At 63.6% G+C, this 12,512-nt stretch carries 17 protein-coding genes; 5 read left to right on the forward strand and 12 right to left on the reverse strand.

Annotated elements, in window-relative coordinates; genetic code table 11:
- Positions 1 to 23 precede the first annotated feature (23 nt).
- Genes ABD050_RS28655 through ABD050_RS28690 form a run of 8 tightly spaced genes read right to left on the reverse strand, consistent with a single transcriptional unit; the run spans position 24 to position 6,283 of the window.
- Positions 24 to 170: a hypothetical protein gene (locus tag ABD050_RS28655; RefSeq protein ID WP_343892999.1), complete on the reverse strand. Its 147-nt coding sequence runs from the start codon at positions 168 to 170 to the stop codon at positions 24 to 26.
- A 54-nt stretch (positions 171 to 224) separates the two neighbouring features.
- Positions 225 to 1,814: a GMC family oxidoreductase gene (locus ABD050_RS28660; RefSeq protein WP_343893000.1), complete on the reverse strand. Its 1,590-nt coding sequence runs from the start codon at positions 1,812 to 1,814 to the stop codon at positions 225 to 227.
- Positions 1,748 to 2,713 (reverse strand): sterol desaturase family protein, encoded by a 966-nt coding sequence (locus tag ABD050_RS28665; RefSeq protein WP_343893050.1) that lies wholly within the window; start codon positions 2,711 to 2,713, stop codon positions 1,748 to 1,750. The genes ABD050_RS28660 and ABD050_RS28665 overlap by 67 nt, the downstream gene beginning before the upstream one ends.
- 9 nt (positions 2,714 to 2,722) lie before the next feature.
- Positions 2,723 to 3,112 (reverse strand): hypothetical protein, encoded by a 390-nt coding sequence (locus ABD050_RS28670; RefSeq protein ID WP_343893001.1) that lies wholly within the window; start codon positions 3,110 to 3,112, stop codon positions 2,723 to 2,725.
- The gene (locus tag ABD050_RS28675) at positions 3,109 to 3,537 is read right to left on the reverse strand and encodes a protein tyrosine phosphatase family protein (RefSeq protein WP_343893002.1); all 429 of its coding nucleotides are present in this window, start codon (positions 3,535 to 3,537) and stop codon (positions 3,109 to 3,111) included. Before ABD050_RS28675 ends, ABD050_RS28670 begins: the two co-directional genes overlap by 4 nt.
- Positions 3,534 to 5,300 carry a DNA helicase RecQ gene (gene recQ, locus ABD050_RS28680; protein WP_343893003.1) on the reverse strand — a complete coding sequence of 589 codons (1,767 nt, stop codon included), beginning with the start codon at positions 5,298 to 5,300 and terminating at the stop codon, positions 3,534 to 3,536. Before recQ ends, ABD050_RS28675 begins: the two co-directional genes overlap by 4 nt.
- Before the next feature lie 60 nt (positions 5,301 to 5,360).
- Positions 5,361 to 5,768, reverse strand: a complete 408-nt coding sequence (locus tag ABD050_RS28685; RefSeq protein ID WP_343893004.1) for a VOC family protein — start codon at positions 5,766 to 5,768, stop codon at positions 5,361 to 5,363.
- Between the two features lie 20 nt (positions 5,769 to 5,788).
- Complete coding sequence (locus ABD050_RS28690) at positions 5,789 to 6,283, reverse strand: hypothetical protein (protein ID WP_343893005.1); 495 nt, start codon at positions 6,281 to 6,283, stop codon at positions 5,789 to 5,791.
- Between the two features lie 248 nt (positions 6,284 to 6,531).
- On the opposite strand from ABD050_RS28690, the gene ABD050_RS28695 reads away from it, so the two are divergent.
- A complete protein-coding gene (locus tag ABD050_RS28695) occupies positions 6,532 to 7,194 on the forward strand; it encodes a DUF2490 domain-containing protein (protein WP_343893006.1) in 663 nt (220 codons plus the stop codon).
- Positions 7,195 to 7,258: 64 nt separating this feature from the next.
- On the opposite strand, the gene ABD050_RS28700 is transcribed toward ABD050_RS28695, so the two are convergent.
- Entirely contained in the window at positions 7,259 to 7,654 is a 396-nt protein-coding gene (locus ABD050_RS28700; protein WP_343893008.1) for a DUF6632 domain-containing protein, read from the reverse strand.
- 146 nt (positions 7,655 to 7,800) lie between these two features.
- On the opposite strand from ABD050_RS28700, the gene ABD050_RS28705 reads away from it, so the two are divergent.
- The 4 genes from ABD050_RS28705 (at position 7,801) to ABD050_RS28720 (ending at position 9,776) form a co-directional block, all read left to right on the forward strand.
- Positions 7,801 to 8,496, forward strand: a complete 696-nt coding sequence (locus ABD050_RS28705) for a hemerythrin domain-containing protein (protein WP_343893009.1) — start codon at positions 7,801 to 7,803, stop codon at positions 8,494 to 8,496.
- 7 nt (positions 8,497 to 8,503) lie between these two features.
- Positions 8,504 to 8,926, forward strand: coding sequence for a VOC family protein (locus ABD050_RS28710; RefSeq protein ID WP_343893010.1), 423 nt, complete (start codon positions 8,504 to 8,506; stop codon positions 8,924 to 8,926).
- Positions 8,927 to 9,258: 332 nt separating this feature from the next.
- Entirely contained in the window at positions 9,259 to 9,513 is a 255-nt protein-coding gene (locus ABD050_RS28715; RefSeq protein WP_343893011.1) for a type II toxin-antitoxin system Phd/YefM family antitoxin, read from the forward strand.
- Positions 9,510 to 9,776, forward strand: a complete 267-nt coding sequence (locus tag ABD050_RS28720) for a Txe/YoeB family addiction module toxin (RefSeq protein ID WP_343893012.1) — start codon at positions 9,510 to 9,512, stop codon at positions 9,774 to 9,776. Before ABD050_RS28715 ends, ABD050_RS28720 begins: the two co-directional genes overlap by 4 nt.
- 127 nt (positions 9,777 to 9,903) lie before the next feature.
- Here the strand turns inward: ABD050_RS28720 and ABD050_RS28725 are convergent, their stop codons facing one another.
- The 3 genes from ABD050_RS28725 to ABD050_RS28735 all read right to left on the reverse strand — a co-directional run bounded on the left by ABD050_RS28725 (position 9,904) and on the right by ABD050_RS28735 (position 12,489).
- Positions 9,904 to 10,902 carry an SIR2 family protein gene (locus ABD050_RS28725; RefSeq protein WP_343893013.1) on the reverse strand — a complete coding sequence of 333 codons (999 nt, stop codon included), beginning with the start codon at positions 10,900 to 10,902 and terminating at the stop codon, positions 9,904 to 9,906.
- Positions 10,903 to 11,333: 431 nt separating this feature from the next.
- Complete coding sequence (locus ABD050_RS28730; RefSeq protein ID WP_343893014.1) at positions 11,334 to 11,876, reverse strand: DUF2199 domain-containing protein; 543 nt, start codon at positions 11,874 to 11,876, stop codon at positions 11,334 to 11,336.
- A gap of 160 nt (positions 11,877 to 12,036) precedes the next feature.
- The gene (locus ABD050_RS28735; RefSeq protein WP_343893015.1) at positions 12,037 to 12,489 is read right to left on the reverse strand and encodes a GFA family protein; all 453 of its coding nucleotides are present in this window, start codon (positions 12,487 to 12,489) and stop codon (positions 12,037 to 12,039) included.
- Positions 12,490 to 12,512 lie beyond the last annotated feature (23 nt).

Genomic DNA, 12,512 nt, shown 5'->3' on the forward strand with positions numbered 1-12,512 from the left:
TAGGGGGCGTCGCCGGGATGACGTTATTGGCTATCGGCCTTCGCGGCGTCAGCGTCCTCCGTCCGCTTGCGATAGCGCCGCGCGGCAAGCCCAGCACCGAGGATGAGGCCGCCCGGCACCAGTAGGATCGCGGCGGCAAGCCCGATCCGGTTCAACGTCTTTCTGTCCATCGCGTGTCGCTATACGCACGAAGCTGAACGCGCGCTGGAAAAAGGCGGGGGAAATCAGTCGGCGAGATCGGCCTTCACGAAATCGGCGCAGCGCTCGCCGATCATGATCGAGGGCGCGTTGGTGTTGCCCGAGATCAGCTTGGGCATGATCGACGCGTCGGCGACATAGAGCCCCTCCACCCCGCGCACGCGCAGCTTAGGGTCGCACACCGCCATCTCGTCCGATCCCATCCGCGCGGTGCCGACCGGGTGGTAGATGGTGTCGGCCCGCGCGCGGATCAGCCGCTCCAGCGCGTCATCGTCGTCGAGATCGATCGGATAGCGGTCGCGCCCCTTGTGACTGGCGAGCGGCGGCGTTTCCAGGATTCGGTACATCGCCCGGACGCCCTTCTTGAGCAGCGCCATGTCGCGCGGGTCAGCCAGGAAGGCGGGGTCGATCAGCGGCGCGGCGCGCGCGTCGATCGATTGCAGCCGGACGGTGCCGTGGCTTTCCGGCCGCAGCACACAGGCATGGCAGGAAAAGCCGTGGCTCTTCACCTTGATGCGGCCGTGATCCTCGAGCACCAGCGGCACGAAATGGAGCTGGATGTCGGGCGCCGGCGAGGCCGGGTCGACGGTGATGAAGCCGCCCGCTTCGGCGAACGGCGTCGTCATGATGCCGCGCCGGTGCCGCATCCACTGCACCACGGCGCCCGCCATCTTCAGCGTTCCGGCAAGGCTCGAGCCCAGGAAATAGCGGCCCCTGGTCTCGAACCCGGCGACATAATCGACATGGTCCTGGAGATTGGCGCCGACCGCCGGCCGGTCGATCCGCACCGCAATGCCGTGCTCGCGCAGATGGCCGCCGGGGCCGATGCCCGAAAGCATCAGCAATTGCGGCGTCCCGAACACGCCGCCCGCCAGCACGACCGCGCGCCGCGCCCGGATCACCCTGGCCTTGCCGTCCTGGAGATAGGCGACCCCCCAGGCGCGGCCTTCGTCGAACAGCACGCGCTCCGCGATCACGTCCGTCAGCACGGTGAGCGTCTCGCGCTTCGCACCGGGCTCGATATAGGCGCGCGACGAGCTCCAGCGCTCGCCGCCTTTCTGCGTCACCTGATAGATGCCGACACCATCCTGCGTGCGGCCGTTGAAATCCTCGTTGACCGGGATCTGGAGCTGCCGCGCCGCTTCGACGAAGTCGACCGAGCCGGGATGCGGATCGCACTGGTCGCTGACGAACAGCGGCCCGTCGCCGCCATGATATGCATCGGCGCCGCGCGCATTGTGCTCGGCCCGCTTGAACCAGGGCAGTACCTCGTCATAGGACCAGCCCGGGCAGCCCATCGCCGCCCAATTGTCGTAATCCCATCTGTTGCCGCGCAGATAGAGCATCGCGTTGATCGCGCTCGATCCGCCAAGCCCGCGCCCGCGCGGCTGATAGCCACGCCTGCCGCCGAGCCCGGCCTGCGGCACTGTCTCGAACTGCCAGTTGGTCTTCTCGGTCTGGAAGGCGAGGAAGCCGGGCACGCGGGTGCGCAGGCCCGTGTTGCGCCCGCCGGCTTCGAGCAGGGCGACCGACCAGCGGCCGTCCTCGCTCAGCCGGCCGGCTGCCGCCGCTCCGCCCGATCCGCCCCCGACGACGACGATGTCGGCTTCTTCCACTCGGCCCCCTCCCGCGCCCGCTCTTTTGCGAGCCAGCGTTCCTTGATGATCTCGGACGTATCGCGGCTGCCGTCGTGGCTCCAGCCCGGCGGCATCACCAGATAACCCAGTTTGGCACGCAATCCCGGCGCTGCCCACACATCCTTCGCGATTCCCACCCATTCGTGGAACGCGGCCCAGAGCAGGTTGAAGCTCCCGAGATTCTTGACGATGCCGTAACGCGGCGCATCGTCGTCGCGCTCGGGCTCGAAGCTGCCGAGCCATTTATCCCAGACGATGAACACCCCGGCATAGTTGCGATCGAGATAGCGCGGGTTGGTCGCGTGATGGACCCGGTGATGCGAGGGCGTGTTCATCACTGCCTCGAACCAGCGCGGCATCCGCCCGATCACCTCGGTATGGATCCAGAACTGGTAGATCAGGTTGAGGCCGCCGACGAAGAACACCATCGCGGGCGGAAAGCCGATCAGGAACAAAGGCAGGCGGAACAGGAAGGCGATCGAGATGAAGCCGGTCCAGGTCTGCCGAAGCGCGGTCGACAGGTTATAATGCTGGCTCGAATGATGGATGACATGGCTCGCCCAGAACCAGCGGACGCGGTGCGCCGAGCGGTGGAACAGATAATAAGCGAAATCGTCGATGACGAAGCAGAGCGCGAACCAGTACCACGCATAGCCGATGTCGAAGAGGCGGAACTGCCACAGCCACACCGCCAGATTGTAGAGCAGGGTGGCGGTCAGCGCACCGGCGACGGTGCTGCCCGTGCCGAGCGCGAGCGAGGTCAGCGTGTCCTTCGGCTCATAGCGCCTGCGGTCCTTCGCCCATGCGACGAGCATCTCGGCGAGCACGAGCAGGATGAAGGCCGGAACTGCATAATCGACTGGATTGGGCAGGTGCATCGCCACTGCTTACACTCTTGTCAGTGACGCTTCCAGCCCCCGTACATCGCTGTCGATCACGCCGAGCAGGGTCACGCTGCCGAACAGGCGCTCGCCCGTCTCGATCGTCACGCCCTCCACCGCCGCGTGGAATGTGAGCGGCGGCAACAGCCGGCGCGCGGCGACCTGCGCGCCGTGGCGTTTCAGCACGGCGATCGCGCCATTGCCGGCAACCAGCGCCGCGCCACCGTCCTCGCTGACCAAAGCCGCATGCGCGTCGAACCCGGCGAGCATCTCCTCGGCGATGCGCCGCGCATCGGCTGCGCTCGAGATCCGGCTCTCACCCAGCCGCAACAGCCGCGCGACCCCCGCCAGCGCCAGGATCGCGACGATCGACCCGGCGAGCTGAACCCAGTTCATTTGCCGCCCGCGAGCGCATCGAGCAGCGGACGGATGCCGCTCAGGTCATAGCCGGTGGCAGCCGCCTTCGCCATCAGCCGGTCGGGATTGTCGCCGAGCTTCGCGCGGGCCAGCGCCCAGAGATTGCAGGAGCGCGTGCCGGAGCGGCAATAGGCCAGTACCGGGCCGTTCGCCGCGCTCAGCGCTGCCGCCATCGCATCGACCTGATTGCCCGAAAAGCCGGCATGGGTGACGGGGATCTCGGTATAGGACAGCCCCGCTGCCTCGGCGGCGGCGCGGATCGACGCCCCTTCGGGCTGGCCCGCATCCTCGCCATCGGGCCGGTTGTTGATGATCGCGACGAAGCCCGCCGCGGCAAGCCCGGGCACGTCTCCGACCGAGATCTGGGGGGCGACGGCGATGGTTTCGTCGATGGGGCGGATCATGCTGCCTCGCGGATCACATTGAGGAAGGCATCGCCATAGGCCTGCAGCTTGCGCTCGCCAACGCCCGAGATGCGGGCCATCGTCGCGAGGTTGGCCGGCCGCATCGTCGCCATCTCGCGCAGCACTGAATCATGGAAGATGACATAGGGCGGCACCTGCGCCTCCTGGGCCAGCTCGCGGCGCTTGGCGCGCAGCGCCTCGAACAGCGGATCGCCGATCGGGTTGGGTGCAGCACTCCCGCGCCGCCCTCGCCGTTCGCGCTTCGGCGGCAGGATCAGCGCTACCTCGGTCTCGCCTTTCAGGATCGCCCTGGCGCCGGGGCCGAATTCGAGCCCGCCGAAATCATTCGCCCTGAGCGCATCGCGGAGCAGCAGCGCGCGCGCCACCGGCTTGATCAGCGCCGTTTCCTCCGGGCTCGAGGCGATGCCGAACACCGAGAGCGCCTCATGCCCGTTCATCAGGCTCCGCTCGCTCGACTGGCCGGTCAGGATGCTTTCGATATAGCCGACGCCAAAGCTCTGCCCCGTGCGAAACACCGCGGAGAGGAATTTCCTCGCCACCTCCGTCGCATTCACCGCGCTTGGCGGGTTGAGGCAATTGTCGCAATTGCCGCAGGTCTCGGGTGGATGGTCGCCGAAATGGCGGAGCAGCACGGCGCGGCGGCAGGCGGCCGTCTCGACCAGCGCGCCAAGCGCGTTGAGCCTGGTGCGCTCGCCGGCCTGGCGGTGCGGCTCGACCTCGCCGATCCGCTGCCGCGCCTTGGCGAAATCCTCGGCGCCCCAGAAAAGGTGCGCGATTGCCGGATCACCGTCGCGGCCGGCGCGGCCGGTCTCCTGATAATAGCTCTCGATCGATTTGGGCAGGCCGGCATGGGCGACGAAGCGGACATCGGGCTTGTCGATCCCCATGCCGAACGCGACCGTCGCGACGATCACCATATCCTCCGAGGCGACGAAATCGGCCTGGTTCCGCGCGCGGACATGGGGGTCGAGCCCGGCATGATAGGCGCGGGTCGAGCGGCCGGTCGCGGCGAGCTTCTCGGCGAGCTGCTCGACTGCCTTGCGGGTCTGGGCATAGACGATGCCGGGGCCCGGCTGCTCGGCGATCAGGTCGGCGATCTGGCGCGTCGTGTTGTCGCGCGGCGTGATCAGATAGCGGATATTCGGGCGGTCGAATCCGGCGACGATCATGCCGGCCTGCGGGATGCCGAGCTGCTCGAGGATATCGGCGCGGGTGTGCGCATCGGCGGTCGCGGTCAGCGCGAGCCGCGGCACCGCCGGGAAATGGTCGAGCAGCGGCCGCAGCAGCCGATAGTCGGGCCGGAAATCATGCCCCCATTCGGAAACGCAATGCGCCTCGTCGATCGCGAACAGGGCGAGCGGCGCCTGGCCGAGCAGGGTGCGGAAGCTTTCGCCCGACGCCCGTTCGGGTGCGACATAGAGCAGGTCGAGCGCCCCGGCCCTGAAGCGCGCGATCGTCTCGGCCTGGTTGGTGTCGACCGAGGTCAGGGTCGCGGCGCGGATGCCGATCGCCTCGGCGGCGCGGAGCTGGTCGTGCATCAGCGCGATCAGCGGCGACACGACGACGCAGGTGCCGGGCAGCGCGACCGCGGGCAGCTGATAGCAGAGCGACTTGCCGGCGCCGGTCGGCATCACCGCCAGGCTGTTCTCGCCGGCCAGCACGCGGTCGACGACCTGGCGCTGCACCCCGCGAAACTCGGGAAAGCCGAAAGTGGATTGCAGGATGGGGAGAGGGTCGAGCATCAGCGGCCTGTTAGAGCATGGCGCCGAAAAACGGGAAATGGTTTTGAGGTGAAGACCGGATCAGCGGTCGCCGGCGAATTGAATCAGATCCCAGAGATTGCCGTAGAGATCCTCGAACACGGCCACCGTGCCATAATCATGCACGGCCGGCTCGCGGACGAAATTGATGCCGGCCGCCGTCATCGCTGCGTGATCGCGGGCGAAATCGTCGGTCGCGAGGAACAGGAAGACGCGCCCGCCCGCCTGGTTGCCGATAAAGCCGGCCTGTTCGGGCGTGGCTGCGCGCGCGAGCAGGAGCGAGGCGCCGCCGGCGGGCGCGCCGGGCGGCGCCACGACCACCCAGCGCTTGTCCTGCTCGGGCTGGTATGTGTCTTCGACCAGGGTGAAGCCGAGCTTGCCGACATAAAAGGCAAGCGCCTCGTCATAGTCGCGGACGACCAGCGCGACATGGGCAAGCGATTGCGGCATCGACCTGTCGGATCAGCCGGTCACACCAGGGCGACCGGCCGCCGCACCGCGAGGAAGCCGGCGATGATGAAGGCGATCAGCACCAGCCCCTGGGCGATGGCGAAGGGCGGCTCCGATCCGGTCGGCGCGAGCGGGTGGAGGAAGGGGACCTTCTGGAACGACTGCACCACCAGCACGAAGCAGTTCAGGTACAGCGCGATGACGGCGGTGATCGTATAAACCGGCCGCCAGATCCCGACCCGCTTGAACTGATACAGGGCAACGAGCGCGATCGCGAGATCGACCAGCGAGATAAGCCCGACGATATGCGGCGGGCCGATTTTCGGGTGCACCAGCAGGAAGGGGAAGCCCGTCACGCTGGTCAGGATGGTGAAGGCCAGGAACGCCAGGTTCCACCCGCCGAGCCAGCGCCGCCCGAGCAGGCCGGCGAGGAAGACAAGCCCGGCCGCGATGCCGATCAGGCTGATCAGGGTGTGCAATTTGGTGAATGCCGCTACCGAAAGTCCGAAAATCATGGCCGATCTCCGCCGATGGGATACCGAGCCTAACCCGACCGGCACGCGCTTGGCCAGCTTATTTCGGAGGCGTTCCAACCGTGCCGAACGGCACGCCGGAGGATCGGCTATGGTTTCACCCTCGGTCGGATTCGACTTCCGGCATTGAGCACCGGCGGCCCGGCTGCCTTGGCGGGGATTCATTTTCTTTCTGCCGCGCTGTAATAAATATGTCATAAAACTGTAATGATGCGCTAAGGCCGGCGGCGATGAACCGCTATCACCTGATCGCCGCAGGCCTCTTCGCCACGGCCCCGGCGTCGGTTGCCGCGCAGCGGGTCCAGCCCTGGCCGACGATCTTCGTCAGCGCGCCGGTCGCCAGGGGCTGGTCGGCGTCAGGGGAATTGGTCAACCGGGTCTCGGGCGATCCGGCCCGCCCGTCGCAGCTCGAGGCGCGGCTTCAACTGGGCCGCCACCTTTCCGGCTCGGTCACGCTCTGGGCCGGCTATGTCCATGTGGTGACCTATCATCTCGGCCAGCCCGCCGGCATCGAGAATCAGAGCGTCGAGCAGCTCAACTGGGCGATGGGCTCCGTCCTCGGCGTGACGATCTCGTCGCGCACCCGGCTCGAACAGCGCTTCCAGCGCGGTGCGGACGCGACCAACTGGCGGCTCCGCGCACAGCTTCGTCTTGCCCTCCCGGTCGCGCGGAACGGCACCAGCCTGGTTGCCTGGACCGAACCGTTCGTCGCGCTCAACCACACCAGCGCGAATCGCGAGACCTTCGATCAGATCCGGAATTTCATCGGCGTGTCGGTGCCGGTGGCGAAGCATGTCGAGGTCGAGGTCGGCTATCTCAACCAGTATCTGCACCGGCCTTCGGGTGACGTCTCGATCGATGCGGTGCCCGTCACGCTGAATGTCCGCTTCTAGGGTCGAATTCGGCCCGTTGGGGCAGCTTAAGGGGTCTGGTCGCAGGCTTCCGGGTCAGCGGGTATCATGATGCCGCTGCGGCGCCCGCACGCTCGGTCGCCATCAGCCAGCCAAGCACGATCGCGACGAGCAGCAGGGCGGGCACATCGCCGAGCATATGTCCGCCATGCATCGGGCTGCCGAGCGACTGCGCCGCCATGATCGCGGCATGGACGAGGCTCGACCAGATGGTGAACCAGATCAGGGACCGGTTCGCCGCCGGGTCGCGCGCTGCGCGGATCAGGAAGATGCCGAGCGTGGCATAGACGCCGACGATCATCATGAAATAATGCGAGGCAGCCGGCGGGCCTTCGTGCCACGCCCAGCCCGACGGCCAGACGATCGACAGCGGATAGAGGAGGCAGAAGGCGATCCCGAACAGGATAAGGGCGATCTGAAGCAATGTGCTGCGCTGGAACATGGCGGAATCCTTCCCCAGGAGGCGCTCAAGGAAGCAAGGCTAGCCCGCGCCTTCCGTGCTGGCAAATCGAAGCCCCGGCAGCGCCGGGAACGCCACGCGGCCTCCGCCGTTCAGCCGAAGGATGGCCGGGCAAGGGAGTGCATAGGATGGCCGCTATCGACTTCACCGATCGGCGCACTGCGCTGCTCGCGCTGGCCGGCGCCGGCGCGCTGGCGACGCTGGCGGGCTGCGGGCATGAGGAGGGCGGCGAGGACGTCTCGGCGACCGAGGACATGATGCGCGAGCATGGCGTGCTCCGCCGCATCCTGGTCGCCTATCGCGAGACCGCGACGATGCTGCGCGCCGGCACGCGGCTCGACGCGCGGGCGATCGCTGACGCCGCCGATCTGTTCCGCCAGTTCGGCGAGGAGTATCACGAGCGCAGGCTGGAGGAGGAGCATGTCTTCCCAGCGGTGAAGAAGGCGGGCGGCGCGGCGGCGGCTTTGATCGATACCCTGGTCGCCCAGCATCGGCGCGGCCGGGAGATCAACCTGTTCCTGATCGATCGCTGCCGCACCGGCAGCATCGCGAGCGCCAGTACCGAGGCCGTCGCCAGGGCGATGGAGAGCTTTGCCCGCATGTATGAAATCCATGCCGCGCTCGAGGATACGGTGGTGTTTCAGGCGTGGAAGAAAGCGCTGTCGAAGCATGATCTCGACGAGGCGTCCGAGCAGTTCGAGGCGATCGAGCGCAAGCAGTTCAAGGGCGACGGCTTCGACATGGGCGTCGACCGCGTCGCCGCGATCGAGCGGCGGCTGGGGATTGCCGATCTCGCCCGCTTCACCGCGCCGGCGGTCGGGTGACGGGCACATGCAGGCGCGCGGCGGTTTCCATCATATCGATCTGAACGTCTCGGATGTGGCTGCTTCCAGGGCAGTCTATGGCCCGGTGCTCGAGTTTCTCGGCTATCGCTGCGTCACCGACACGCCCGATCACTGCGAATGGGATCTCGGCCCCGACGGGCATGGCGCCTCGCTCGGGCTGAGACTGTGCGATCCCGCGCTGCGCCAGCATCGCCACGAGCGCCATGCGCCCGGCCTGCACCATCTCGCCTGGCGCGCGGCGAGCCGGGAAGAGGTCGATCGGCTGCACGAACTGCTGGTGGCGCGGGGCATCACGATACTCGATCCGCCGGCGCATTATCCGCAATATTCAGGCGATTATTACGCGGTCTTCTTCGAGGATCCCGATGGGATGAAGCTCGAGCTGGTCCACGCGCCGGGCTGGATCTGACCGGCTTTCGCCATGGTGCCGAAGGGTGGAATCGCACTGACGCGCGGATCTTCAACCCGCCGCTCTGCCGCTGAGCTACGCCGCACAGAACCCCCCACCCCGTTCGTCCCGAGTAGGGACCGAGTAGCCGAAGGCGTATCGAGGGCCCGTATCGAAGGACAGGTTGTCGCTCGGGGCGCACGCCCTCCCCATACGCCACTGCGCGACACCTCAGGACGAATGGATCAGATTGAGCGCTGGCCGCTGGAGCAGCTGGGCGGGGTGCTGCTCCACTCCGACCGGCAGCGCTGGGCCGGATTGATTTTTGTACAAAATATTGTACGTTGCGATCCATGGAAACGCTGACCATCTCCGATACGCGCGCCAATCTGAAGGCAGTGCTTGATCGCGTCGTTGCCGACAAGGCGCCAATCTCCATCGCACGAGCCAAGGGCGAAGGCGTGGTGATGATCGCGCAAAGCGAATGGGAGTCGATCGAGGAGACGCTGTATCTGCTCCAGTCGCCCCGGAACGCCGCCCGCCTGCTTGAGGCAATTCGCGGGCTTGAAGCCGGCAAAGGTGAGGAACATGCGCTGATCGAGCCGTGAAGATCATCTTCTGGCCGACGGCCTGGGAGGACTATCTCTACTGGCAGGCCGAAGATGCGAAGATGCTCGACCGACTGAACGCGCTGCTCAAGGAGTGCACGCGCGATCCGTTCCGCGGAACGGGAAAGCCGGAGCCGCTCGCCGGCAATCTGAGCGGCTGGTGGTCGCGCCGGATCACGCGCGAGCATCGGCTGGTGTATCGGGTGACGGGAGGCGTTGTGGAGCGGGCGCTGGAGGTTGCGCAGTGTCGGTATCATTATTGAGGCGGTCGTATGCCCTGGCGAGACATAATTGGAGGGTCACCGGAATAATACCAGAATCGATGTACGGTAGGTCGTGACGGTAAGACAATCCTGCGCCATTGACGCGAACGCAACCTTAGGATTTAGGTTATGCCCAAGGAAGATGTTGAATAACCTCTGCGCCGGCTGAACCACTTCTTTTCAGAATTCTTTTGGCTTGAGCCAAGGCAAGCTTATGAATATCCTGCCTATTTCGAATTTCTCTCTCAAATTCCGCCTCGTCGATTTGACCAACTCCAGGGTGGAAAAACAAGGGCGGTGGAGGTAACTCTTCATCAGATACAAAATTGCTCAATTCAAAGAACTCCAAGCCCAGCAAGTACCCAGTGAAATATGAAATTTCCCAATAGTCTTTCTTTCTTCTGTAGCCAGCAATCATATTCTCATATTTACTTATCTGACCACGGACATAATGAAGATCTGAATATTGTCCCGTATGGGCCAAGTCCAATATCCTCTGCAGGGCATGTATTAAGCCATCTTGATATACGGCCGAGAAAACTAAATGAGGGGATTCTGAAGGCCTGAATGAATTAGTAAATTTAAAGTGGGCATCATAAGCTTCGATTAAAAGACTACTTACCGAGGAAAAAGTGTCATCTCTAGAGAAGCAAAATTTGCTTACCATGTGATCTTTTATCGTTTTCAGAAAATGGGTAGCGTCGGTTTTTACCGAAATGATATTTAATAGCTTCAGTCTGCTGCTTTCTTCTTCCGAAACAAAGGGAGAAACAAGATAATGTGTCCGCGCTAGGGGCCCCAAGCCTGCGCGGACAGTATTATAAATATTTAGAAAATCCTGATCTGTTGCCGAATACCCAAAGAATATACAGGTTTTCGTTGCAAAAATCTGCTTTAGGACTGCGCCTAGAGCCCCATCTCTCAATCTGCCTTCACAGCGCTCATAATCTTCAGTCGAGGAAACGATTGAAGTATAGTTATCTATAGACCCATGAATTTTTAATACAGGTCTCTTTGCTGTTTCCCAGAAAGGAACGTCGCTCTCATACACAAAAGGAGTCGCTCCGGTCACTTCTTCAAAATAACGATCCCAATTTGTTGTTATTATAGTACCAAAATATGGCATTGTGGACAGCTCTCGATGGAATCGAGTTGCCGTGACCTTAAGTTCTCTAAACGAATTAATATAGTCGAATCTGTCAATTATTCTTTGAATAAGCTCTTATCGACCATTAGGCCGGGCCTCGAATAGGTCGATTATTTGCGGAAAAGGGAGGTCATCCCCGCAGTCCGTTTCCGATTTTATTTGATTGTAGAATCTGTTTGGATGAGCATATCTTGTTTCTGTACTTATACCTGCTCCTGCAAATACAGTGCAATTATGGCGCTCAATTTCGCGGAGGAGGTGAGGGTCGAGATCAAACTCAATATTTAGCGAACATATCGCACACGCACATGCCTCGCCTTTCTCCGTGTGATCGCTCTCCAAGATTTTTCTCCTAAATTTAGGAATCCAGCGACACCACGCTTAACTCCAACACGAGAAAAGCAGCTAACTCAGCTCACGACATGACCATGCGCCACATATAACTCCAGCACTCGCTCCGGTGTAATGCCGTCCTCCTGCGCCCGCGCAAGTTCGTGCTCCGCGTCCGCCAGGGTAACAAGCGGCCGCTTCCGGCCAAGGCGTGGTTGAACCCAGCACCCCTGGTTCAGCGTATCCTCGAATAGTGCGAGGCGGTTGGAGAACCAGCCAGTCCACGGTCCCATGTTCGCATAGGCCCCATCGTCAAAGCCATCGAGGTAGATATCGAAATTGGCGCGTGAGAGTGTCGACCAGATACCAAAGCCGAATCTATGCGCGAGGCCGTGCACCGGGATTTCGAACACGCAGCGCACGAAGAAGTGCTCGCCGCCCACGACGCAGAAATCTTCCGACAGAAAATCGCCGTCGAGGCGGACCGCGCCGTTGTGTTCATAGGTGCGCGGGCCCTCCCAGTAATCGGGGGCGAACGCTGCGAGATCGAACATTCCCTGATGAAGGATGCCGCAGGATCCGCAGTTCCAATCCGCGCCGCGCAGACGATCCAATGCCGACATAGGTCGCTTGCGGCTGAAGAGCCTCACGTCGTGGTCGGCAGGCAGGTTGCCCCGCCCTTCTCGGAGAACTTCTCCATCATCTCGCCGATGCTCCTCTCAACGCAGCACGTCCGTGCCCCCCAATGCGAGTATAGGGAGGAACAGAAGTTACCAGCGCGGCCTATTCATTCAACGTGCTCCGCAGCCTGTGCGGCAGCGCCGGATCTAGCGTCTCCCACGCGATCTTCTCGCCAACCCAAATCTCCACCGTAGGAGGAAATGCATCCGGCTCGTCGAGGGTCGCAGTGGTGATGTCGTGATGGTCGGGGCGGGTGTCGCGGCGATAGGTGACGAGGCTGCCGCAGGTGGCGCAGGAGCCCCAGTGGATGCCCGGTGACGAGCTGTATTCGCGCACCGCGCCCGCAAGCAGCGCGAAGTCGGTCTTGGCGAACACCGCCCAGCCGACACTGACGCCGCCCGTCGCGCGGCGGCAGGAGACACAGTGGCACAGGGTCCGCGCGATCGGGGTGCCCGTCACGCGGTAGCGGACTGCGCCGCACAGGCAGCCGCCTTCGGCCAATGTACTCGGCGGCGGGGAGATGGATTCCCCGCCCTGCTCACGGAACACGCTCATTTCCTCCACGCCCCTCCCGGCAG

Source organism: Sphingomonas oligophenolica (assembly GCF_039522915.1).
Classification (GTDB): domain Bacteria; phylum Pseudomonadota; class Alphaproteobacteria; order Sphingomonadales; family Sphingomonadaceae; genus Sphingomonas; species Sphingomonas oligophenolica.

Bases quoted from the DNA above. Each gene is read 5' to 3' on its own strand.
- ABD050_RS28655 (WP_343892999.1), bottom strand. From the start codon at position 170: ATGGACAGAAAGACGTTGAACCGGATCGGGCTTGCCGCCGCGATCCTA.
- ABD050_RS28665 (WP_343893050.1), bottom strand. From the start codon at position 2,713: ATGCACCTGCCCAATCCAGTCGATTATGCAGTTCCGGCCTTCATCCTG.
- ABD050_RS28670 (WP_343893001.1), bottom strand. From the start codon at position 3,112: ATGAACTGGGTTCAGCTCGCCGGGTCGATCGTCGCGATCCTGGCGCTG.
- ABD050_RS28675 (WP_343893002.1), bottom strand. From the start codon at position 3,537: ATGATCCGCCCCATCGACGAAACCATCGCCGTCGCCCCCCAGATCTCG.
- recQ (WP_343893003.1), bottom strand. From the start codon at position 5,300: ATGCTCGACCCTCTCCCCATCCTGCAATCCACTTTCGGCTTTCCCGAG.
- ABD050_RS28685 (WP_343893004.1), bottom strand. From the start codon at position 5,768: ATGCCGCAATCGCTTGCCCATGTCGCGCTGGTCGTCCGCGACTATGAC.
- ABD050_RS28690 (WP_343893005.1), bottom strand. From the start codon at position 6,283: ATGATTTTCGGACTTTCGGTAGCGGCATTCACCAAATTGCACACCCTG.
- ABD050_RS28695 (WP_343893006.1), top strand. From the start codon at position 6,532: ATGAACCGCTATCACCTGATCGCCGCAGGCCTCTTCGCCACGGCCCCG.
- ABD050_RS28700 (WP_343893008.1), bottom strand. From the start codon at position 7,654: ATGTTCCAGCGCAGCACATTGCTTCAGATCGCCCTTATCCTGTTCGGG.
- ABD050_RS28705 (WP_343893009.1), top strand. From the start codon at position 7,801: ATGGCCGCTATCGACTTCACCGATCGGCGCACTGCGCTGCTCGCGCTG.
- ABD050_RS28710 (WP_343893010.1), top strand. From the start codon at position 8,504: ATGCAGGCGCGCGGCGGTTTCCATCATATCGATCTGAACGTCTCGGAT.
- ABD050_RS28715 (WP_343893011.1), top strand. From the start codon at position 9,259: ATGGAAACGCTGACCATCTCCGATACGCGCGCCAATCTGAAGGCAGTG.
- ABD050_RS28725 (WP_343893013.1), bottom strand. From the start codon at position 10,902: ATGCCATATTTTGGTACTATAATAACAACAAATTGGGATCGTTATTTT.
- ABD050_RS28730 (WP_343893014.1), bottom strand. From the start codon at position 11,876: ATGTCGGCATTGGATCGTCTGCGCGGCGCGGATTGGAACTGCGGATCC.
- ABD050_RS28735 (WP_343893015.1), bottom strand. From the start codon at position 12,489: ATGAGCGTGTTCCGTGAGCAGGGCGGGGAATCCATCTCCCCGCCGCCG.